This is a genomic window from Paraburkholderia sp. TE9906, from assembly GCF_056279605.1.
On sequence record NZ_JBWCCT010000008.1, the window covers coordinates 104,629 to 126,061 of the forward strand.

The window sequence follows — 21,433 nt, forward strand, 5'->3', positions numbered from 1 at the left end:
TCTTCCTTAGATGATTTCCAGGTCGGCGCGCAACGCGCCCGCCGCCTTCATGGCCTGCAGGATCGACATCAGATCCGCGGGCGTCGCACCGAGTGCGTTGAGCGCCTTCACCACATCGGCGAGATTCGCGCCGGCGCTCACCAGCTTCAGCGCACCGTTGTCCTGCTTCATCTGGATCTGCGACTGCTGCGCGACCACGGTGCGGCCGTTCGAGAACGCGCCCGGCTGGCTCACCACCGGCTGCGTGTTGATCACCACCGACAGGTTACCGTGCGCGACCGCGCAGTTCTGCAGCGTGACCATCTGGTTCATCACGATCGAGCCGGTGCGCGCGTTCAGGATCACCTTCGCGGCGGCTTGCGCGGGCCTCACGTCGAGGTTCTGCAATTGCGCCATGAAGGCGACCTGCTGCTCCGGATCGCTCGGCGCGCGCAACTGGATCGTGCGGCCGTCGAGCGCGGTGGCGGTGCCGCCGCCGAACGCGTTGTTGACCGCCGCGACGACGCGTTGCGTGGTGTCGTAGTCCATCTCGTTCAGGTCGAGCTGCATGGTGCCCGCTTGCGACACCGAAGTCGGCACCGCACGTTCGACGATCGCGCCGCCAGCGATGCGACCTGCTGCCAGCGTATTGACCTGCACCCTGCTGCCGTTGGCGCTGGCGCCGGCGCCGCCGACCGCGAGATTGCCCTGACCGAGCGCGTACACCTGGCCGTCGGCGCCCTTGAGCGGCGTGAGCAGCAGCGTGCCGCCACGCAGGCTTTTCGCATTGCCGAGCGACGACACGGTGACGTCGATCTGTTCGCCCGGCCGCGCGAACGGCGGCAGCACCGCCGTCACCATCACGGCGGCGACATTCTTCAACTGGATGTTCGACAGCGACGACTGCGAGTTGCTCGAGCCCGCCGCCTGGTTGTTGATCGAGATGCCGAGGTTCGCCAGCATGTTGGCGAGCGTCTGCGTGGTGAACGGCGTCTGCGTGGTCTGGTCGCCGGTACCGTCGAGGCCGACCACGAGGCCGTAGCCGATCAGCGGGTTGTCGCGCACGCCCTGGATCTGCACGAGGTCTTTCAGGCGTTCGGCATGCGCGGGCGTGGCGGCCGGCAGCGCCGCGCAGGCGAGCGCGACGAGCGCGAGCGCACGGCCGGCGCGCAGGGCGGTGACGCCCACGGCGGCCCGGGCGGCGGCAAGAACGGCGCGGGCTGCGCGGCGAAGGGAGACGGTACGCATGATCACCACGGCGACACGTTGAGGAAGAAGCGCTGCAGCCAGCCCATGTTCTGCGCTTCGTCGATATAGCCCTTCGCGGAGTACTCGATTTTCGCGTCGGCCACCTGGGTGGAGTACACGGCGTTCAGGCTGGAAATCGTGTTCGGATTCACCACGCCGGAAAAGCGCACGAATTCGTTGCCCTGGTTGATCAGCATCTGCTTTTCACCGCTGACGATCAGGTTGCCGTTCGCCTGCACGCCCGTCACCGTGACGGTGATCGTGCCGTTGAACGTATTCGACGCGTTCGCGCCGCCGGTGCCCGAAAACACGTTGCCGCCGTTCGCGCTCAGATTGGCCTTGGCGAACAGGCCGCTCAGAAAGCCCGCGGTCGGCACCGCGAGATTCGTGCTGCCGGCGCGGTTCGCATTGGCGCCCGACGACTTGGTCGCGTTGATGTTTTCGGCAATCACGATCGTGATGATGTCGCCGACATTGCGCGGACGCTGGTCTTCGAACAGCGGCCGGCCCGCGTAGCCCGGGTTGTAGATCGAGCCCGACACCGGTGGCGGCGGCGGAGCCGGTGGCAGGGCCGTCATCGGCTGTTGCGTGATCGGCTGCTTCGGCACGAGGCCGCAGCCACCCAGGGCCGCGAGCAGCGTGAGCTGCACGAGCGCCTGAGCGGTGCGCGAATGAACCGGAATGCGAGTGAAGTACGACATCTGGATTACCGCCTTTAATTCCCAGTCCCTCAAACCTGCATCTGGCTGAGGGTCTGCAGCATCTGGTCGGAGGTGGTCACGGCCTTGCTGTTGATTTCGTAAGCGCGCTGAGTCTGGATCATGTTCACCAGTTCCTGAACCACATTGACGTTCGATGCTTCCACGTAGCCCTGATTCAGCGTGCCGGCGCCGTTCAGGCCCGGTTGCGCGATGTTCGGCGCACCCGACGAAGCCGTCTCCGAGAACAGGTTCTCGCCTTTCGCGTCGAGGCCAGCCGGGTTGATGAAGGTGGCGACCTGCATTGAGCCGAGCTGCTGGCTGTTGGTCGAACCGGCGACGGTGATCGACACCACGCCGTCGCTGCCGATCGTGAGCGACGTCGCGTTGGTCGGGATCGTGATGGCCGGAATCACCTGATAACCGCTCGACGTCACGAGCTGTCCCTGCGCGTTGGTCTGGAACGAGCCGTCGCGGGTGTAGGCCGTGGTGCCGTCGGGCATCTGCACCTGGAAAAAGCCTGCGCCGTTGATCGCGATGTCTTTCGAGTTGCCGGTCTGCTGCAGGTTGCCCTGGGTGTACAGACGCTCGGTGGCGACCTGTTGCACGCCGGTGCCGAGCTGGATGCCGGACGGCAGTTCGGTTTGCTGCGTCGAGTTCGCACCCGGCTGGCGGATGGTCTGGTACAGCAGGTCCTCGAACACCGCGCGCGAGCCTTTGAAGCCGTTGGTGCTGACGTTCGCGAGGTTGTTCGAGATCACGTCCATCTGCGCCTGTTGCGCATTCATGCCGGTAGCGGCGATGTAGAGCGAGCGATTCACTTATGTTCTCCTGTGTCGACCAGAGTTAGCGCGTTAGCGCTGACTCCGGTCCCATGCAACATGGTTGCTATGCCTGGGCAATCCGTTAGCTGAAGCTGAGCAACTGGTTGGCGGACTGATCGTTCTTGTCGGCGTTCTCGAGCAGCTTGGTCTGCATCTGGAACTGCCGCGCGTTGGTGATCATCGCAACCATCGCGCTGACCGGATTCACGTTGCTGCCTTCGAGCGACGCCGGCGCCAGCGTGACGGCCGGATCGGCGTCGGCGGGGTTGCCGTCGGCGGTCCGAAACAGACCGTCGTCGCCGCGCGTCATGGTTTGCGGGTCCGGATTCACCAGCTTCAGCTGATCGACCGTGACCACCGCGGTCGGCGGATCGCCCGGCGTCAACGCGGACACCGTGCCGTCCTTGCCGATCGTGATCTCCGCGCCCGGCGGCACCGACACCGGCCCGCCGTTGCCGAGCACCACCTGGTTGGTGGCGTTCACCAGTTGCCCGTTCTCGTCGACGTGCAGATTGCCGGCGCGCGTATAAGCCTCGTTGCCGTCGGCGGTCTGCACCGACAGCCAGCCCGGTCCCTGGATCGCCACGTCGAGCGGATTGCCCGTCTGCTGGATCGGCCCTGGCGTGTAGTCGGCGCCCGGCGTCGACGACAGCACGAAGGTGCGGGTGGTGTTGTCGTTGATCGAGCTGCCGTCGCCGAACGACATCGGCACGGCACGGAAAGTCTCCAACTGCGCGCGAAAGCCGGTGGTCGATGCGTTCGCGAGGTTGTTCGCGACGATCGCCTGCTGTTCGAGCGCCTGGGCGCTGCCCGACATCGCGGTGTAGATCAGCCGATCCATGATGGGGTCCCGGTCGCTTACAGGTTGATCAGGGTCTGGTCGACGGTCTGCTGGGTCTTGATCGTCTGCGCGTTCGCCTGATAGTTGCGTTGCGCGGTGATCAGATTCACCAGTTCGCTCGTCAGATCGACGTTCGAGTTTTCCACCGCGCCGCCTTGCAGCACGCCATGGTTGGTCGAGCCCGGCGTGGAGATCTGGGCGACGCCCGATGCCGAGGTCGCGCCGTACTCGTTGTTGCCGAGATCGATCAGGCCGTTCTGGTTCGCGAAGTTCGCGAGCACGATCTGCCCGAGCGCGGAGGTCTGGCCGTTCGAATAGTTGCCGGTCAGCGTGCCGTCTGCGGCCACCGTGAAGCCGGTCAACTGGCCCGCCGCATAGCCGTCGGGCTGCAGGCTGTTCACGCCGTCCTTGCCGCCGTACTGCGTGGTGCCCGCGATGTTCAGCGTGATGTTCTGCGGCGTCGACGAACCGTCGGTGGTCGGGATCGAGAGGTTGAACGTGTACGGCGTCGAGGTCGCGGTGAACGTGGGAGGCGTCGTGAGCGGCAGGACAGCCTGACTCGTGCCAAGCAGCGTGCCCGATGAGTTGAAGTTCGCCTGGCCGACCAGCGTCGCCGTACCGGTCGAGGTGCCCGCGTAGACGTTCCACGTGCCGGCCGCCGACTTCGCGAAGTACATGTTGACCTGCTGCGAGCCGCCGAGCGTGTCGTAGACCGTCGTGCTGGTCGAGTAGTTGTACGTCGACGAACTGTTCTGGTTGAACGCGACCGGCGTCGGCGCGATCGTGTAGCTGTCGTTGGCCGCCGGCGTGCCGGAGCCGAACGTTATGGTCTGGCCGTTGCCGAGCGGGATCGCGGTGCCCGCGGTGTAGGTGCCGGTCGTCGTGGTGTTGAGCGTCGTGTCCTTGACCGTGTACCCACCCGCGCCGTCGAAGGTGATCGTGTAGCCGTCGGCGTTCGTGCCTGAGGCCGCGTTGGTGATCGCCACGGTGGGCGTGCTCTGCGTACCGCCGATCGTGCCGGGCGTCACCGCCGGCGTGCCCAGCATCAGGTCGTCCTGCGCGTTCAGGTTCAGACCGGCGGCAATCGTGGTGGTCGCCGTCGGCGCGATGTTCGCGGTCGGCACCTGCAGCGGCACGGTCTGCGCGGTGTTGATCACACCGCCGTTGCTCGCGGCGTAGCCCATCAATTGCAGGCCTTGCGCGTTGGTGATAAAGCCGTTCTTGTCGAGCTGGAACACGCCGTTACGCGAATAGGTCAGCGTGCCGTTGTTGTTCATCTGGTAGAAACCGTTGCCGTTGATCGCAACGTTCAGCGCCTGATTGGTCGAGGTGATCGTGCCTTGCGAGAACTGCTGCTGCACTTCCGCGAGCTTCGTGCCGATCCCGATCTGCTGGTTCACCGCGGTCGCAATCGAATTGGCGTACATGTCGGCGAATTCGGCGGTGCCGCTCTTGAAGCCGACCGTGTTGGCGTTGGCGATGTTGTTGCCGATCACGTCGAGATCGCTCGACGACGCCGACAAACCGCTCAAACCTTGCTGGTAACCCATGACGTTCTCCGTATCTGGAAAGTCGTAACCGAATTGTTCTGAATCAGAGGATCGCGGCGACGCTGGTCAAGCCGACCGTCGTCCCGTTCGACAGGACGAGGCCCGCCGTGCCGGAGCTCTGCGTGACGACGCTTTCCACCGTCGCGCCGGTCAGCGTGGTGGCGGTCGCCTGCTGTCCGTTGATCGTGCCCATCGCGGTGATCGTGTAGGTGCCGTCGGGCAGCGCGTTGCCCGCCGTGTCCGTCGGCGTCCAGCCGACCGGAATCGTGCCGGCGGACTGCTTGCCGAGATCGATCGTGTTGACGATCGTGCCGGCCGAGTTCTTCACGACGACCTGCAGATCGCTCACGTCGTTCGCGAGCGTGACGCCGAACGCGCCGGCTTTGCCGCTCGCGACGGAAATCGAGTTGCCCGGCGCGAGCACGGTCGAGCCGATCAGCAGCGCGGCCTGCGATTGCTGGCCCGCCGAGAGCTGCGTCGACAGCGAACTCAGCGACGTGTTCAGCTGACTGATGCCCTGCACCGTGCTGATCTGTGCGAGCTGCGAGGTCATCTGCGAGCTGTCCATCGGATTGGTCGGGTCCTGGTTCTTCAACTGCGCGACGAGCAGTTGCAGGAAGGTGTTCTGCAAATCGGTGGCCGACGTGCCGGACGTGCTGCTGGTCGAACTCGTGCTGCTGTTCGTGCCGTTCATGGTGTCGAGCAGCGTTTGCGAAACGGTCGTGCCGTTGCTGCCGATCGTGGTGCTAGTGGTCAAGGCGGTCTCCTCAGGTTCCGATCGTGAGCGTTTTCAGCATCAGGGTTTTGGCCGTGTTCAGCGTTTCGACGTTGGCCTGATAGGAGCGCGAAGCCGAGATCATGTTGACCATTTCCTGCACCGGGTCGACGTTGGGCAGCGTGACGTACCCGTCCGCATTGGCCGCCGGATTGCCGGGCTCGTACGCGGTCTTCATCGGCGACGGGTCGTCGACCACGCCGGTGACCTGCACGCCACCCACCTGCTGGCCGGAGCCCGAGCGCGCGCCGCCGAGCGGGTTCACCGCGAACACGACCTGCTTGGCCTTGTACGGCTGGCCGTCCGGGCCGGTGGTACTGTCCGCGTTGGCGAGATTCGACGCCGTCACGTTGAGCCGCTGCGACTGCGCGGACATCGCGGAGCCGGCAACACCAAAAATATTCATCAGGGATGGCATGGTTTCCTGACCTCTCCTGCCGGTTCGAGCCGGCCTCAAGTTAAGTCCCGTAGCGATTTGTTCGTGCTTGCTGCTGTGTCTGTTGCTGCGTGTGCTGCGTGTGCTGTTATGAACCCGACGTGATCGCCGCCAGCATTGTTTTGATCTGACTCGACAACACCGTCATGCCCGATTCGAAGTGCAGCGTGTTGTCGGCGAACTGGACCCGCTCGGTGTCGATATCCACCGTGTTGCCGTCGAGCGCGGGCTGCGTCGGAATCCGGTATTGCAGGTTGCCGTAGTCGTCGGGCGCGCCGCCGGTCGCGGTGAGCGTCGCCTTGCCGGCCATGTGGCCTGGCTCCGTCGACACCATCGACATACCGCTCGTCACACCGGCCGGCTGCGTCATCGCGAGCGTCGAGCTGTTCGACGCGCCCTGGCCGGCGGCCGTGCCGCCCGTCTTCTTCAGCGCGCCGGCCAGCGACGACGCGAAATCGACGTCGCGCGCCCGGTAGCCCGGCGTATCGGCATTGGCGATATTCGACGACAGCAGCTCCTGCCGGTAAGCGCGCACATCCAGCGCCTGGCGGCCGAAAGCGAATTCGGCATCGAGTTTGTCCAGCATAGAAATCTCCCGAGAGGGTTCCCGAGGCTTCCCGTCGCCGCGCCGCTCGCGGGCCGCATCGACCGGGAAGGCCTTTTTGCATGAGGTGCATCTTATGGGCCGAACGCAAGCGGCAATCGGACGAATAACCGGGAAAGGGGGCTTCTATTCAACGTTTGCGCGACGGGGGCGCTCACTAGAATGCAAGGCGTACCGATGCATTCGATGGAGAACCACGATGGACCAGCCCACTTCCGATCTGACGCAGCGTGCGAGCCGCGCGGCGGCGCATCACCCGGGTGCGTCCTCGCGTGCATCCGCAGAGGCGGCCGCAGGCGCTTCGCTGCGTGCCGGCCGGCCGGCGCGCGTCATACGGCTGGCTCCGCGCCTTGCCATGCGCGCCGCATCGCGTGTTTTGACGCGGGTGGTAGTGAGCGTGGCGCTGTGGGTCGCGGGCGGCATCGTGCTGCTGCCGGGCACGAGTCAGGCACAGGAAGCGGGCGGCCCGATCGTGATTCCGGGACCCGCCGAACAGAATCCCGGCGCGCTCGCCGATATCGCGCAGCAGATGCGCACGCCGTCGCAGCGTGCGGCTTCGGCCACCTCGCTCGCCGCCGCCACGGCGCAATCGATCGGACGCGGGCCCGCGCCGCGTGACGCCGATCCGTTCACGCGCGCCGCCGGCACGAGCGGCGCGATCGTCATTCCGGGCGCGAACGAACCCGCCGCGGCGCCGGCGATGATCCGCACCAACTTCAAACCGGACGCCAACGGCGTCGTGACGATTCCCGCGCCGGGCAATGCCGGCGCGTCGGCGAACGTGGCGCGCGTGAATGTCGCGCCGGCTTCGCGCGCGGTCATGCCGGTCATCGTGACGCCTGCGTCCGCGACGGCCTCGGCCGCCGTCCAGCCGGTCGACGCCGGCGCGCCGCAAGGCAGCGGTTTCGACAGCCTCGCATCGCGCGGCGAGCCGCCGCAATTCGGCGCGAACGGCAAGCCGCTCGCGCCGGCGGCCGCCGCGATGCCGAGCCGCCCCGTGATCGCCAGAACGCCGGCGGTGCGCCAACCCGCGCCGGCCGTCGCGCAGAAATATATGCAGGCCGCCGCGCTTGCGCAGCCGGCGACGCTGCCCGGCCAGCAGGACGCCGAAGCGATTCACGCCGCCGCGCTGGCCTTTTTGCAGCAGCAGTCGGCGGGCTTGCCCGGCAAGATCGACATCACCGTCGCGGCGGCCTTTCCGCGCGGCCTGAGCGCCTGCGCCGCGCTCGAGCCGTTCATGCCGACGGGCGCCCGCCTGTGGGGCCGCATGACCGTCGGCGTGCGCTGCGCGGGCGAGCGTCCGTGGACCATCTACCTGCAGGCGCGCGTCTCGCTGCATGCCACCTACTACCTCGCCGCCCGCGCCATGGCGCCGGGCGAAGTGCTCACCGCCGCCGACCTCGTCGCGCGCGACGGCGACCTGACTGGTCTGCCGCAAGCGATCGTCACCGATCCCTCGCAGGCGGTCGGCTCGGTCTCGCTCGTGCGGATCGCGGGCGGCATGCCGCTGCGCCGCGACATGCTCAAGAGCGCGTCCGCGGTCGCGATCGGCCAGACGGTGCGGGTCGTGGCTGCCGGCGACGGCTTCTCGATCTCGGCCGAAGGCAGCGCGATGAACAACGCGTCGCCGGGCCAGCAGGTGCGGGTGAAAACCGCGAACGGGCAGGTCATCTCGGGCATCGTCAAGGATGGCGCGACCGTGGAGATTCAACTGTGAACGGGCGGACCGCCCTGCGCCACACGCCGGGACCGGCCTCGGCGGCGGCGGTATCGAAAGGGACGGATCGCGTGGAAAAGCAACGTCCGACGTGGAGCGATTGCGCTAAAGTTTTGATCAGCGGTTGCCGTTATCAGGATCAAATCGTTCAGGAAGCCAATCGTGAAAGTCGATTCCACAACCAATTCGAATCTGCCGACGTTGAAAGACGCCCTGTCCCGCTCGCAACAGAGCGATGCAGCCTCTGCGGCCGGCACCGCGCAGACCGCGAGCACGACCACGGCCGCGACGGCCAGCGGTTCGGGCGACGCGAGCGTCAGCCTGTCGGGTCTGTCGCAGCATCTGCGCAGCCTCGCGGCGTCCGGCTCGGCCGACATCGACACGGCGCACGTCGAGTCGATCAAGCAGGCTATCAAGGACGGCACGCTGCAGATCGATTCCGGCAAGATCGCCGACGGCGTGCTGCAGACGGCGCGCGACCTGTTGCAGAACAAGACCTCGTCGACCGGCCATTGAGCGGCACAGCGAAGTGCGGTGAAATGCCGGGCGGCGTTCGACCAACCCGGCTCGTGAATCATGCGCGAGCCGCCGTGCCCAGCGAGTTGCTGAGATGAAAGACGCCCTGCTTGCCACCCTCATCGACGAATATTCGACCGTCGAGGCGTTCGCCTCGATCCTGACCATCGAGTCCAAGGTTCTGGCCTCTTCATCGGCGCTGGAAGAACTGCCCCCGATCGTTGAAAAGAAGACTGAACTGATTGGCGTGCTCGCACGCCTGGAAGCCGCGCGCGACGCGCAACTGGCCGAGCTGGGCTTGCCGGCCGGCTGGCCCGGTATGGAACTGGCGGCCGACTCGGATGCGCGGCTCGCCGCGCAGTGGTCGCTGCTGCAAAAAGCCGTCGAGCGCGCCCGGCGCGCCAATACCAACAATGGCGAGTTGATCCGCGTGCGGATGGATTACAACCAGCGCGCGCTGGCTGCGCTGCAGGTGAACGTACCGCGCAAGGCCAACAACTTCTACGGGCCCGATGGGCGGATTCCGGCGCACGCCGGAGTTTGACAAGCATCGGCGGCCAGGTGACCGCCGCACCGATCCTGGTCCTGCGCGCCGCACCTTTGCTGAATGAAAAGGCTCGTCATCGACGAGCCTTTTTCTATTGCGGCGCCCTCACCTCATTGCCCTGCGTCTCACTCCAACGTTAGCCATCTGGCTAGCTGGCGCGCAACGCCGCGTCGCGTTGAAATGTCATCCCCAATCGAGTTTCCGCCGCCGCCGCGGCTCTGGAGTTGCGCCGTATCCACAGCCAAAACTCCGCTCACTAGCGAGGTTGTGTAATCGTGTGTATAGTTTCGGGAGTACCCTATGAACAGCGCCGAGGTCGTCAAACTGATCCACGCCGATGGCTGGCAACTCGTCCGGATAACGGGCAGCCACCATCATTTTCGGCACGCGGTAAAGCCCGGTCTCGTGACCATCCCGCATCCGGAAAAGGATCTGCCGCCCGGCACCCTGAACAGCATTTTGAAACAGGCGGGTCTGAAATGAAAAACCTGATCTTTCCGATCGCCATCGAGCCCGGTGACGAGAAGCATGCGTTCGGCGTGGTGGTGCCCGACATCCCGGGCTGCCACTCGGCGGGCGATACGCTGGAAGAAGCCTACGCGAACGCGAAAGAGGCCATCGAAACGCATCTCGAGACCTTGATCGACGAAGGTATGCCGCTGCCCGAGCGCCGGACGCTCGACGAGCATCGGCTCAATCCTGGCTTCGCAGGATTCACGTGGGGCATCGTGACAACGCGCAATATTCCGGCGCTGAAGAAAGCGATCCGCATCAACATCTCACTGCCCGAGGCGCTGGTGCATGAGATCGACACTTACGCGCAGGCGCACGGCATGTCGCGCTCGGCCTTTCTCGCGCTCGCCGCCGAACATGAAATGGCTAACGCCTGAAGAACGAGGTGTGCGCATAGCGCGCCACCCGTCCCACCTCGAACAGTCTCGCTTCAGTTCGCCTCGGCGTTCGCCCAGGCCATTTCCCGCAGCCGCGTGCGCAGGCGCGCCACGGCCTGGCTGTGCAACTGACACACGCGCGACTCGCTGACTTCCATCACCGCTCCGATTTCGCGCAGGTTCATGCCGCGCTCGTAGTACAGCGACATGAGCAGCTTCTCGCGATCCGGCAGGCGGTCGATCGCCTCCACCAGCGCCGAGCGCAGGCTGTCGTCGAGCAGTGCCGACAACGGGTCGGAATGATCCACGCAGTAGCGGTCGAGAAACGGCTCGTCGTCGGCGGAGCGGTCGAAGTCTTCGTAGTAGATCAACTGGCTGCCGTGCAGGTCCTGCAGCATCGACTGATATTCGTCGAGCGGCATTTGCAGGTGCTCGGCCACCTCGGTTTCGCTCGCCGAGCGGCCCAGGTTCTGCTCAACCTTATGCACCGCCGTTTCGACTTCGCGCGAGGTGCGCCGCAAGCTACGCGGCAACCAGTCGTTGCTGCGCAACTCGTCGAGCATCGCACCGCGAATCCGCTGGCTGGCGTAGGTCTCGAACTGCGCGCCCTGATCTTCCTTGTAGCGGCCAGCGGCATCCAGCAATCCGATCATGCCGGCCTGGATAAGATCGTCGAGATCGACGCTCGCCGGCATCTTGGCGACGAGCTGCAAGCCGAGGCGACGCACGAGCGGTGCGTACTTCGTCAGAACTTCGGCTTGGGAAATCTTTCCCTGGGCGTTATACATCGTGCTCCCCTTGTCCTTGTGCCGCCTCTCAGGCGTGCTGCGCGGACGGTTGGTCGGCGTGTTGCGCCGCTGTAACTGTCGCAGGCGCCATCCAGGGCGTTTGCGACGACATCGCTGGCCGCATCGGCCAGTACTGCAATTCGGCGGCGAGGTGGCGGAAGTCGCGCGCAGCCGGTGTCGATGGAAACGCATCGACGACACAACGCGACAACTCCTCGGCTCGCGCCATCCGCGCATCGGCGGCAATACAGCCGGCGTCTTCCAGCGCCACCGCCAGGTAGCGCCCGGCCACGCCGGCCAGGTTGGCAAACGTCGTATGCGCGTCGTTCACGCTTTGGACGTGGTTCGTCAGCACGCGGAACTGCGCGATCGCGTGCGCGTAGTGCAGACGTTTCATGCAGGCGTACGTGTCGGTGATCGCCTGCGCCGACACGCGCGTGACGATCATCACGTCGTGCGCCTGCCGCGCGAATGGCGACAGGTAGCCTTGCTCGTCGAGTTGCGCGTCGATCAGCACGATGTCGGCGGAACCGCCGAGCAGCACGTTGAACTGCGCGGCCGAGTGGCCTTCGCGGTTGGTGCGCGAGGCGGCCAGCACCGAAAAACCTAGCGCGTGCCGTGCGGCGGCGTCGTCGAGCGTCATCTCGCCGCGCATCACCGCCGAAAAATTGCCGGCGCCGCGCAAGCCGCCGAGCATCGCGCTCACCGAGCGCTCACCCACGCATTCGTCGACCACCAGCACGTCCTTGCCCTGCTGCGCGAGCGCCGCGGCGAGGTTGACCACCACCGTGGTGCAGCCCATGCCGGCCGGGCCGCCCGTCATCGCAATCACGCGTGCGCCGCTGCGGGCAAGCAGCCGCCGCAGTCCTTCCGCCTGATCGGAAATGAGCTTATCCAAAGCGAACCTCGTGCAACTCGGCCGTCGAACGTGCTGACAGCGCGGACAGCAGCGCCGGAATATCGTCGTCATGCGGCACGAACGGCGAGTTGTCGCGCGGTATGCAGAAGGTGCTCTTGATCAGGAATTTCTTCGTGGCGACGTACAGGTTTTCCGGCACCTTCTGACCGGTCGACACGTAGTGCACCGGCAGCTTGTAGCGGATCACCGCATCGAGCACGCCGCCGAGATTGGTGGCTTCGTCGAGCTTGGTCAGGATGCAGCCTGCGAGCGGCTGCTGATCCGGCGCGCGCTGATACGCCTGGACGACTTCGTTGAGCGTGTCGCCATGACTCGTCGCGTTGAGCAGCAGCAGGCGCTGCACCGGCTGGCCGGCGCGGCACAGCATCGCGATCTGGTCGGACACAAGGCGGTCGCGCTGGCTCATGCCGATCGTGTCGATCAGCACGATGTGCTTGTTGCGCAATTCGGAGAGCGCGAGTTGCAGGTCGGCGCCGTCTTTCACCGCATGCACCGACACGCCGAGAATCTTGCCGAAGATGCGCAGCTGCTCGTGGCCGCCGATCCGGTAGCTGTCGGTAGTGAGCAATGCGACCTTGCTCGCGCCGAAGCGCATCACGCAGCGCGCGGCGAGCTTAGCGGTGGTCGTCGTCTTGCCGACGCCCGTCGGGCCCATCAGCGCGAACACGCCGCCACGCTCCATCAGCGCGTCTTCGTCTTCCATCACCGGCAGGTTCGATTCGAGCACCGAGCGCACCCAGTCCATGCCGCCGTCCATCGTCTCGATCTCGTCGGGCAGGTTGTCGACCATCATCTGCACGAGCTGCGCGGAAAAGCCCGCGGCGAACAGGTGCTTGGTGAGCGCGGCGCGCGCCGGGTTGCGGCGCTGACGATCGCCCCACAGCAGGCCGGCGAAGTGTTCTTCCATCATGCCGCGCATCGACGACAGTTCGTTCATCACGGTGTCGTTGACGACCTGCTCCATGCGCGCCTTGATCGCTTCGGCGACGGCCGCCGGCGTGCGCGCTTCGTCGTTGCCCGATTGCACCGGCGCGAGTTTTTGCGCGCTGCGGCGCGCGGCCACTTGCGCGGCTTCGCGGGCCCAGTCGGGCGTGTCGGTCGCGGGCGTGGCGGCAACCGGCTGGGCTGCGGGCATGTCGATTTCGACGGCCGCGCCGAGTCCCTTCGCGGTGGCTGCGGACGGCGTCATGGCCGAGGGGCGCGCGCTGTATTCGCCCTGTTGCTGCTGTTCGGCGGCAATGCGGCGCGCATGGTCGATCAGCCACGGATTCGATTCGGCCATCGTGCGCGGCGCGGCGGCCTCTACCTTCGGCACGGCGGGCATGACAGGTACACCGGCGGCCTTGAGCAGGTCGGCACGCATGTCTTCCGTGAGGCGCGAGGCGGCTGCGCGGGCGCTCGGTCCGGTGGGGATCGGCTGCGCAACAGGTTGGCCGATGGCTGACGCCGGCTTCGCTGCGGCGCCCGGCAACGCGGTCGTCGGAGCCGTTGCTGCGGCAGTCGCCTGAGGCTGAGGTATCGCTTTCGGCGTCGCCGCTTTCGGAACGGCCGGTGTCACTTCAATCGCGGACGTGCTGAGCGGCGCGCTGGCGGGCATCGTTTCAGCGCCCGCTTCGGGGCTCGCGCCGAACACCGACGAAAACACATCGGGCATGCCGCTCGCATACGGGTTCGCCTGCATCGCAGGCAACGCGCGCGGTGCGCCGGGCAGTGCCAGTCCAGCACCTGAACTTGTCGGCGCGGCCTGGGCCGCACTGGCGCCTTGGCGAGCCTTCGGCGTGATGGCTGCCAGGTCGCTGTCGGCCAGCGCGACGATCTCGACGCTGCCGTCGTCCATCGTGCGATTGGACAACACGACTGCATCCGGGCCCAAGGCTTCACGCACGAGACGCAGTGCATCGCGACTGTTGGCACCGACAAATTTACGAATGTTCAAGCTGGACCCCCGATGAGGTAAACGGACTGACGGACCGGCAAAACACCGCTTCCCATTGAGATCAATTATTGCGAAAGCTGTCGAGCGACGATCGATGGATAAAGACCGTTAAAGGTAGGCAATTCGCGCGATGGAAACGCGGCCGGCGCGGCGCGCACGCGGGTTTCAAGCGGACGTTCGAGCGGCGCGGCACGGTGCTTTCGCGATAAGCGCAGGTCTGCCTCGGAGCGAGCGCGGGGCGCATCGGGTAAGCGGCTGAAATGAAAACCGGCGCCCGAGGGCGCCGGCGAAATGCTGCGAACGTATGCTTGTGCGATTGCGAACACCGGGCGGCGCTTCGATCTCAACCGTGCGCGCCGATCAGATTCACCACCTTCACGTTGCGCGTATCCGGCACTTCCGCATACGAGAGCACCTTCAACTGCGGCAGACTGCGGCGCAGGAAACGCGCGAGCATCGGCCGCAATGCATGCTGCACCAGCAGCACCGGCGCGAAGCCGAGGTTCTGCTGACGCGTCATCGCCTTCTGCGTTTCCGTCAGCAGCGTGTTTGCGAGCCCCGGCTCGAGACCCGGATTCGCACCGGTCGAGAGCGCCTGCGACAACACGCGCTCCAGATTCGAATCGAGGCCCATCACCTGCATGTCGCCGGTGCCGGGGAACCACTGCTGGGTGATCGCGCGGCCCAGCGCGAGCCGTACGGCAGCGGTGAGATCGTGCGCGTCGCTGATCTTCGACGCATGTTCGGAGAGCGCTTCGAGAATCGTGCGCAAATCACGGATCGGCACGCCTTCCTCCAGCAGGTTTTGCAGCACCTTCTGCAGCGTCGTGAGCGGCAGCGTCTTCGGCACCAGATCGTCGACCAGCGACGGCGTGTCCTTCTGCATCCGTTCGAGCAGGGCCTGCACTTCGCGGCGGCCGAGCAGTTCCGACGCGTGCGTCACGACCAGGTGATTCAGGTGCGTGGCCACCACCGTGCTCGAATCGACCACCGTGTAGCCGTACACCTGCGCCTGTTCGCGAAGATTCGTATCGATCCAGATGGCGGGCAGGCCGAACGCCGGGTCTTGTGTCGGCGTACCGGGCAGCGCGGCGGAGACCTGGCCTGGATTGATCGCCAGCCACTGCCCCGGAAACGCTTCGCCGACGCCCACTTCGACGCCCTTGAGCGCGATGCGATACCCGTTCGGCCGCAATTCGAGGTTGTCGCGAATATGAATGACCGGCGGCAAAAAGCCGATTTCCTGCGCGAACTTCTTGCGGATGCTCTTGATCCGCTTGAGCAGTTCGCCGTCCGAGTTTTTGTCGACGAGCGGGATCAGCCGATAGCCGACTTCGAGGCCGAGCGTGTCGATCATCGTCACGTCGTCCCAGCTCGCTTCGGTGTTTTCGACCGGGGCCAGCGCGGCCGGCGCGACGTCGACGAGCGCCGTGCTGGTCTTGCGTTCCTCGGCGCGTTTTTTCATCGTGCGGCCGAGCTGGATCAGACCGCCGCCGAGCACCAGAAACGCGAAGTGCGGCATGCCCGGAATCAGGCCCATCAGGACGAGAATGCAGCCGGTGATCATCAGCACGCGCGGATTCGTGAACAGCTGACCGGTGAGCTGCGTGCCGATGTCCTCGTTGGTCGCGACGCGCGACACGATCACACCGGCCGCGGTCGAAATCACCAGCGACGGAATCTGCGCGACGAGCCCGTCGCCGATCGTCAGCAGCGTGTAGTTCTTGCCCGCCGCCGCGAAGTCCATGTTGTGCTGGACCATCCCGACGATCAGCCCGCCGACGATGTTGATCACCATGATCAGCAGACCGGCGATCGCATCGCCGCGCACGAACTTGCTCGCGCCGTCCATCGAGCCGTAGAACTCGGCTTCCTGCGAGACTTCCGAGCGGCGCTTTCTGGCCTGCTCTTCGTTGATGAGGCCGGCGTTCAGATCGGCGTCGATCGCCATCTGCTTGCCGGGCATCGCGTCGAGCGTGAAGCGCGCGGAGACTTCGGCGATCCGCCCCGCGCCTTTGGTGATCACCATGAAGTTGATCACCATCAGGATGATGAAGACGACGATACCGACCGCGAAGTTGCCGCCCACGAGGAAGTGGCCGAACGACTCGATCACCTGGCCGGCCGCGTCCGGGCCGGTGTGGCCTTCGAGCAGCACGACCCGTGTCGAGGCGACGTTCAGCGACAGCCGCAGCAAGGTCGAGAACAGCAGCACGCTCGGGAACGCGGCGAAGTCGAGCGGCTTCATCGTGTACATGCTGACGAGCAGCACCATCACGGAGAGCGCGATGTTGAAGGTGAACAGCAGATCCAGCAGGAACGGCGGCAACGGCAGAATCATCATGCCGAGGATCATGCAGATCAGCACCGGCCCGGCGAGGGCGCGCAGATTGGTGCTGCTCAAGGCTTCCGGCCGTCGGGCGAGGAAACCGGCGCGAGCGTTCATGCAGAGGCTCCTGATGCGTCGTCGTTAGCGGGGGTGAGTACGTCGGCGGCTTCCTGCTCGGCGTCATCATCCGATACGCCGCCCTTGTCGAGTTCCGGCGGCACGTCGAAGTCGGTCGGTGCGACCGGCGCGACGCCGCCTTCGGTTTTGAAGCGCCGCAACTGATACACCCACGCGAGCACCTCGGCCACCGCGCCATACAGCGGGCCGGGAATCTCGCGGTTCAGATCGACGTTGTGATACAACGCCCGCGCGAGCGGCGGCGCTTCGAGCAGCGGCACGTTGTTCTCGGCCGCAATTTCGCGGATCCGCACGGCCACCAGGTTCACGCCCTTGGCGACCACCTTCGGCGCGCGCATCTCGCCGTCGGCGTATTGGAGCGCGACCGCGAAGTGCGTCGGGTTGGTGACCACGACGTCGGCTTTCGGTACCTGCGTCATCATCCGGCGACGCGCAATGGCGCGCTGCTGCTGGCGAATCTTGCCCTTGATGTGCGGGTCGCCTTCGCTTTCGCGATGCTCGCGCTTCACCTCTTCCTTCGACATGCGCAGCTTCTTGTGGAACTGCCAGAGCTGATACGGCACGTCGAGCGCGGCGACCGCGAACATGCCGGCCACGGTCATGCCGCAGCACACGGCGATCAGATGCACGGAGTTGGCAAGCGCGATGTGCAACGGCTGGATGGCGAGCGCGAGAATCTCTTCGCGGCGATTCCAGATCGCCGTGCCGCCGATGATGCCCACCACCAGCGTCTTCACGAGCGACATGCCGAGCTGGATCGGCCCGTTGATCGAAAACATCCGGCCGAAGCCTTCAATCGGGTTGAGCCGGCTGAACTTCGGCTCGAGACCTTTCGCCGACAGTTGCCAGCCGCCCAGCGCCATCGGCGCGAGCAAGGCGGCGAGGCCGGTGAAAGCGAGAATCGGCAGCAGCGCGTAGAAGCCTTCGCGGCTCGCGGCGCCCGCGCCGATCAGCATGCGGCCGGTTTCGAAACTGCTGGCGTGGTCGAACGTGAGCGATGCGCGCAGCATGTTCTGCAAATGCTCTCCGATGCTGCCGGACATTCCCCACACGCCGTAGAACCCCGCCGCCAGCAGGGCGAACGTCGACAGTTCCCGCGAACGCGCGATCTGCCCTTCCTCGCGCGCCTTCTGCAGGCGCCGGGGAGTGGCTGATTCGGTTTTTTCGAGGTCGCTGTCCTCTGCCACAAAAGCTCTCCAGTCGGCCGAGGCACGACGCCTCTTTCCAGTGAGAGCGATTATTCCCGCTCGACGCAAGCGGCGATCGGCGGATAAGGGCGGAGAAAGGGGGGTATTTCGACGGATGAAGCGGACCTCCGCGCGTGGCTCGCGCGGAGGTCCGGTCTTACGCTGCGGCGCTACGCATCAGAAGGCCACATAGGGTGCCTGGCCGCCGCTCAGGGTGCGGTCGATGCCGTAGTACACATGACGGCCGTAGAAGAACGGCAGCCCGAGGTCGAAGCTGGTGCTGCCGCCGATCTGCCCGGCGAGATTGTTGAACGCGTAGTTGTTGTTGCCGTTGCCGAACAGCGTCGCCGCACTGACGATGCCGATACTGACACTCGCGGTCGTCTTGTTCAGTCCGACCAGCGTGATCGAGCGGGTCTGTGCGGAGTTCGGGCAGTAGAAGCCCGAGAAATTGCTGCCGCACAGCGCGAGCGAGCTATCGGTGAAGAAGTAGCCATTCGAGCCCGAATCGAGAAACGCCTGCACCGTCGTGCCGTTGAAGGTGCTGTCGTTCATATCGCCAAAGGCGTCGGTCGTGAAGACCTGCGTCGCGGCCAACGCATTGTTCGCCTGGGTGCCAACGCCGAACACCAGCGTGCCGTTGGCCGACGGCGCGCCCGCATCCGGCACGGGCGGCATCTGCACGATCACGCCGTTGTTGTTGACCGCGAAGTTGGCCACCGGATTGGCGACCTGCTGCGTGAGCGGCACCGCCGTGCGGGTGCATGACGTGCCGCCCGGGCAAGCGAAGTAGTTGCTGTAGGTCGCGGCGGTCGTTGGGTCCGCGCAGGTCGCGCCGCAATCGAAGGGCGCCGTGCCGATGCCCAGTATGCCGTTGGCGCCCAGATCGCCGACCGTGTTTTCCGCCGAACCGTTGCCGCAGCCGCGCGAGGGCACCGTGCTCGCATCCTTGTCGCCGATGATCTGCAGCGGGATCGCCGCCGTCGTGGTTTCGCCGCCGATCGCGATGGTCGCGGTGCGCACCGTGCCCCACGTGTAGCCGTCGGCGAAGGTCGCGCACTCGGCGAGCTGCGCGCCGTTCACGCTGCTGACCGGCAGCGCACCGAGCACCGACGCGTTCAGCTGCGAGCCGACCACGCGCAGCCCGAACGAACCGGTGTCGAGCTGGATGTTGTTGATGGTCTGGCAATTGGACGTCGAGCCGGGCGCGCAAATCTTCACGCTGACCGTCGGAATATTGATAACGCCGTTCGTGCCCTGGCCGACCGTGATCGGCGTGGTGTTCGCGGCGGTCGCGCCGATCGGCTGCTGGCTCGGGCTGGGCGGCAGCGAACCGCCGTTCAGTAGGCTCGATGAATTGCCGCTGCCGGAACTGCCGCTGTCTCCGTCGCCGCCGCCGCCGCATGCGGCGAGCGTCGCCAGAAGCGCCACGGCCAGGGCCGCCTGCAGCCAGCCTTTGAGGTTCATACCGGGATGCTGGGTTCGCATGGTCGTCCTCGCCGTCACTGGATGTCGGAACCGCTGACGCCGGCGGGCAGCGCGGGCGGCAGCCACGCCTGACCGCTGAACGCGCCCATGTGGCCGCCGGAGCGCACCACGAGCCCGCTCCCATCGACGCTGACAGGACCGCGGGCACCGCCGCGCGCCGCGCGCACGGCCTTCACGCCGGCCACGTATTGGGGGAAATAGCTGCCGAGCAGATCGGTCAGATCCGGCATTTGCGGGCCGCGCCAGGCGATGCCGAAGACCGCGCCGTCGGCGGCGAGATATTCGCGGACCACGGTGCCGTTGCCGAGCGTGGTCTCACGCACGGTGTAGGACGAGGAAGCTGAAGTGGAAGAAGCGGCGCTCGATGCCGAACGCATCACGCTCTGGGCCGCCGACGCGGCAATGCCGCCGCCGGGCTGGACGACGCGGGAAGAAACCGATGCGTCCGTGGGTGGCGTCATCGGAGCCCCGCCCAGTCCCGCGTGAGCGGACTGCAGGGCCAATAGCGAACAGGGCAAGGCAAACGCCGTAACGATCCCGGCGCGACGTATAAAACTCCACATGACGATGCTCCTCCCGAGCTGCGGCTCGGCTCGCATCGCGCGCGAACCGGCTGCATATAGGCAGATCATACGGCACCGCCGCGGTAGGAATCGTGAAGGGTCTCCCCTACCGAGCCACCGGCCGACGACTACATCCGCCGGAGCGCCGTGCCGCTGCTTGAGCCCGTAGTATGCCTGTGGTTCGCGTGCAGAGACAGCAAGCGCGCGGGGAGGCGCGGCTTGCTATGCGTGATGGCCGAGCGGGGCGAACGAATGGCCGGCCTGGGCTGCCCGGCGAAGCCGCGTGGCCGACAGGCGCCCGCCAGCGCTGCCAGCGTCAGAAGCCCAGGCTGGCGAGCAGGTCGTCGACTTGCGATTGATCCTGCATCACATCCGTCTTGCCTTCCGGATTGATCTGCGGGCCATTGAGCAGATGTTCGGGGCTGCCGGTCGGCGACACCTCGGCGGCGAGCGCCGCCGCGTTGGCCGCGAACTGCTCGCGCCGTTCGAGCGCGATGTTCTCGACCAGCACGCCGAGCAGCTGCTGCTCGATCAGGTACACGACATCCGTGATCTTCTTGATGACCTGGCCGGTCAGATCCTGGAAGTCCTGCGCGAGCATGATCTCCATCAGCTGCGCGTTGGTCGCGCTGGTCGCTTCGGGCACGCCGCGCAGGAAGGTGCGCGTGTCGTTCATCAGCGCGCGCACTTCCTCGCGCTCGATCGGCGCCGCGTACCACTGCTCCCAGCGCGCGTCGAGTTCGCCCGCGCCCTTCTGCAGTTGCTCCTGAACCGGCTTGGCGATATCGATCGCCGACAGCACACGCTCGGCAGCCTGCTCGGTCATGTCCGCGATGTACTTCAGACGATCGCGGGCATCGGGCACGGCTTCCGCCGCACGCTCGACGTGCTTGTCGAGCCCGAGCTCGCGCATCGAATCGCGCAGCGTGCGCGTCAGTTGTCCAATGCGGGCGAGAATGCGGTCGGACGCGTGGTCGCCACTCTCGCCGACCGCTTCGGCGTGAGGCGCATGGGTCGGCAAATTCACGTCAGCTCCCGGTTTTCGCCATCTTCTCGAGAATCTTGTTGAGCTTCTCGTCGAGCGTCGCGGCCGTGAACGGCTTGACGACATAACCGCTCGCGCCGGCTTGCGCCGCCGCGATGATGTTTTCCTTCTTCGACTCGGCCGTCACCATCAGCACCGGCAGATGCGCGAGGGCGGCGTCGGCGCGAATGGCCTTGAGCATCGCGAGGCCGTCGAGGTTCGGCATGTTCCAGTCGGAGATCACGAACTCGTAGGTGCCGCCGCGCAAACGGGCGAGACCCGCCTGACCGTCTTCCGCCTCGTCGACGTTCGAGTAGCCCAGTTCCTTGAGGAGGTTGCGGACGATCCGGCGCATCGTCGGAAAGTCGTCAACTACCAGAATCTTCATTCCCTTATCCATTTCATTCCCTTTGCTTGTTCCCTGTTGCGGCGCTTG

General features: G+C 65.8%; 22 protein-coding genes. 5 read left to right on the forward strand and 17 right to left on the reverse strand.

Annotation, left to right across the window (positions count from 1 at the left end; genetic code table 11):
• Window positions 1–6 precede the first annotated feature (6 nt).
• The 8 genes from ACZ9H4_RS22415 to flgB form a co-directional block, all read right to left on the reverse strand.
• Window positions 7–1,227 (reverse strand): flagellar basal body P-ring protein FlgI, encoded by a 1,221-nt coding sequence (locus tag ACZ9H4_RS22415; RefSeq protein ID WP_408140196.1) that lies wholly within the window; start codon window positions 1,225–1,227, stop codon window positions 7–9.
• Window positions 1,228–1,229: 2 nt separating this feature from the next.
• The gene (gene flgH / locus ACZ9H4_RS22420) at window positions 1,230–1,928 is read right to left on the reverse strand and encodes a flagellar basal body L-ring protein FlgH (protein WP_168662493.1); all 699 of its coding nucleotides are present in this window, start codon (window positions 1,926–1,928) and stop codon (window positions 1,230–1,232) included.
• 29 nt (window positions 1,929–1,957) lie between these two features.
• Window positions 1,958–2,746: a flagellar basal-body rod protein FlgG gene (gene flgG / locus ACZ9H4_RS22425; RefSeq protein WP_121316000.1), complete on the reverse strand. Its 789-nt coding sequence runs from the start codon at window positions 2,744–2,746 to the stop codon at window positions 1,958–1,960.
• 85 nt (window positions 2,747–2,831) lie between these two features.
• Entirely contained in the window at window positions 2,832–3,590 is a 759-nt protein-coding gene (flgF, locus tag ACZ9H4_RS22430) for a flagellar basal-body rod protein FlgF (RefSeq protein ID WP_408140193.1), read from the reverse strand.
• Between the two features lie 17 nt (window positions 3,591–3,607).
• The gene (locus tag ACZ9H4_RS22435; protein WP_408323231.1) at window positions 3,608–5,140 is read right to left on the reverse strand and encodes a flagellar hook protein FlgE; all 1,533 of its coding nucleotides are present in this window, start codon (window positions 5,138–5,140) and stop codon (window positions 3,608–3,610) included.
• Window positions 5,141–5,183: 43 nt separating this feature from the next.
• Window positions 5,184–5,897 carry a flagellar hook assembly protein FlgD gene (locus ACZ9H4_RS22440; protein WP_408140190.1) on the reverse strand — a complete coding sequence of 238 codons (714 nt, stop codon included), beginning with the start codon at window positions 5,895–5,897 and terminating at the stop codon, window positions 5,184–5,186.
• Window positions 5,898–5,907: 10 nt separating this feature from the next.
• On the reverse strand, window positions 5,908–6,333 hold the full coding sequence (flgC, locus tag ACZ9H4_RS22445; RefSeq protein ID WP_042327114.1) for a flagellar basal body rod protein FlgC: 426 nt from the start codon (window positions 6,331–6,333) through the stop codon (window positions 5,908–5,910).
• A gap of 106 nt (window positions 6,334–6,439) precedes the next feature.
• On the reverse strand, window positions 6,440–6,937 hold the full coding sequence (gene flgB, locus ACZ9H4_RS22450) for a flagellar basal body rod protein FlgB (protein WP_121316004.1): 498 nt from the start codon (window positions 6,935–6,937) through the stop codon (window positions 6,440–6,442).
• Window positions 6,938–7,154: 217 nt separating this feature from the next.
• On the opposite strand from flgB, the gene flgA reads away from it, so the two are divergent.
• The 5 genes from flgA (at window position 7,155) to ACZ9H4_RS22475 (ending at window position 10,625) form a co-directional block, all read left to right on the forward strand.
• Window positions 7,155–8,672, forward strand: a complete 1,518-nt coding sequence (gene flgA / locus ACZ9H4_RS22455) for a flagellar basal body P-ring formation chaperone FlgA (protein ID WP_476120933.1) — start codon at window positions 7,155–7,157, stop codon at window positions 8,670–8,672.
• A 162-nt stretch (window positions 8,673–8,834) separates the two neighbouring features.
• The gene (gene flgM / locus ACZ9H4_RS22460; RefSeq protein ID WP_476120935.1) at window positions 8,835–9,188 is read left to right on the forward strand and encodes a flagellar biosynthesis anti-sigma factor FlgM; all 354 of its coding nucleotides are present in this window, start codon (window positions 8,835–8,837) and stop codon (window positions 9,186–9,188) included.
• Between the two features lie 94 nt (window positions 9,189–9,282).
• Window positions 9,283–9,732 carry a flagella synthesis protein FlgN gene (locus ACZ9H4_RS22465; protein ID WP_408152776.1) on the forward strand — a complete coding sequence of 150 codons (450 nt, stop codon included), beginning with the start codon at window positions 9,283–9,285 and terminating at the stop codon, window positions 9,730–9,732.
• Window positions 9,733–10,035: 303 nt separating this feature from the next.
• On the forward strand, window positions 10,036–10,218 hold the full coding sequence (locus ACZ9H4_RS22470) for a type II toxin-antitoxin system HicA family toxin (protein WP_408140181.1): 183 nt from the start codon (window positions 10,036–10,038) through the stop codon (window positions 10,216–10,218).
• Window positions 10,215–10,625 carry a type II toxin-antitoxin system HicB family antitoxin gene (locus ACZ9H4_RS22475; RefSeq protein ID WP_408140178.1) on the forward strand — a complete coding sequence of 137 codons (411 nt, stop codon included), beginning with the start codon at window positions 10,215–10,217 and terminating at the stop codon, window positions 10,623–10,625. Before ACZ9H4_RS22470 ends, ACZ9H4_RS22475 begins: the two co-directional genes overlap by 4 nt.
• Window positions 10,626–10,678: 53 nt before the next feature.
• Here ACZ9H4_RS22475 and ACZ9H4_RS22480 read toward each other — a convergent pair whose 3' ends face one another.
• The 9 genes from ACZ9H4_RS22480 to cheY form a co-directional block, all read right to left on the reverse strand.
• Window positions 10,679–11,413: an RNA polymerase sigma factor FliA gene (locus tag ACZ9H4_RS22480; protein ID WP_121316010.1), complete on the reverse strand. Its 735-nt coding sequence runs from the start codon at window positions 11,411–11,413 to the stop codon at window positions 10,679–10,681.
• A gap of 28 nt (window positions 11,414–11,441) precedes the next feature.
• Window positions 11,442–12,311 carry a nucleotide-binding protein gene (locus ACZ9H4_RS22485; protein WP_408152775.1) on the reverse strand — a complete coding sequence of 290 codons (870 nt, stop codon included), beginning with the start codon at window positions 12,309–12,311 and terminating at the stop codon, window positions 11,442–11,444.
• Window positions 12,304–14,268: a flagellar biosynthesis protein FlhF gene (flhF, locus tag ACZ9H4_RS22490; RefSeq protein WP_476120938.1), complete on the reverse strand. Its 1,965-nt coding sequence runs from the start codon at window positions 14,266–14,268 to the stop codon at window positions 12,304–12,306. The genes ACZ9H4_RS22485 and flhF overlap by 8 nt, the downstream gene beginning before the upstream one ends.
• 343 nt (window positions 14,269–14,611) lie before the next feature.
• Entirely contained in the window at window positions 14,612–16,714 is a 2,103-nt protein-coding gene (gene flhA / locus ACZ9H4_RS22495) for a flagellar biosynthesis protein FlhA (protein ID WP_408140172.1), read from the reverse strand.
• Window positions 16,711–17,922, reverse strand: coding sequence for a flagellar biosynthesis protein FlhB (gene flhB, locus ACZ9H4_RS22500; protein ID WP_408140170.1), 1,212 nt, complete (start codon window positions 17,920–17,922; stop codon window positions 16,711–16,713). Before flhB ends, flhA begins: the two co-directional genes overlap by 4 nt.
• A gap of 177 nt (window positions 17,923–18,099) precedes the next feature.
• The gene (locus tag ACZ9H4_RS22505) at window positions 18,100–19,410 is read right to left on the reverse strand and encodes a DUF3443 domain-containing protein (RefSeq protein ID WP_408323226.1); all 1,311 of its coding nucleotides are present in this window, start codon (window positions 19,408–19,410) and stop codon (window positions 18,100–18,102) included.
• Between the two features lie 14 nt (window positions 19,411–19,424).
• A complete protein-coding gene (locus ACZ9H4_RS22510; RefSeq protein WP_408140166.1) occupies window positions 19,425–19,973 on the reverse strand; it encodes a DUF2844 domain-containing protein in 549 nt (182 codons plus the stop codon).
• A gap of 316 nt (window positions 19,974–20,289) precedes the next feature.
• The gene (cheZ, locus tag ACZ9H4_RS22515; protein ID WP_408140165.1) at window positions 20,290–21,000 is read right to left on the reverse strand and encodes a protein phosphatase CheZ; all 711 of its coding nucleotides are present in this window, start codon (window positions 20,998–21,000) and stop codon (window positions 20,290–20,292) included.
• Window position 21,001: 1 nt separating this feature from the next.
• Window positions 21,002–21,397 (reverse strand): chemotaxis response regulator CheY, encoded by a 396-nt coding sequence (gene cheY, locus ACZ9H4_RS22520; protein ID WP_168662462.1) that lies wholly within the window; start codon window positions 21,395–21,397, stop codon window positions 21,002–21,004.
• Between the last annotated feature and the right edge of the window lie 36 nt (window positions 21,398–21,433).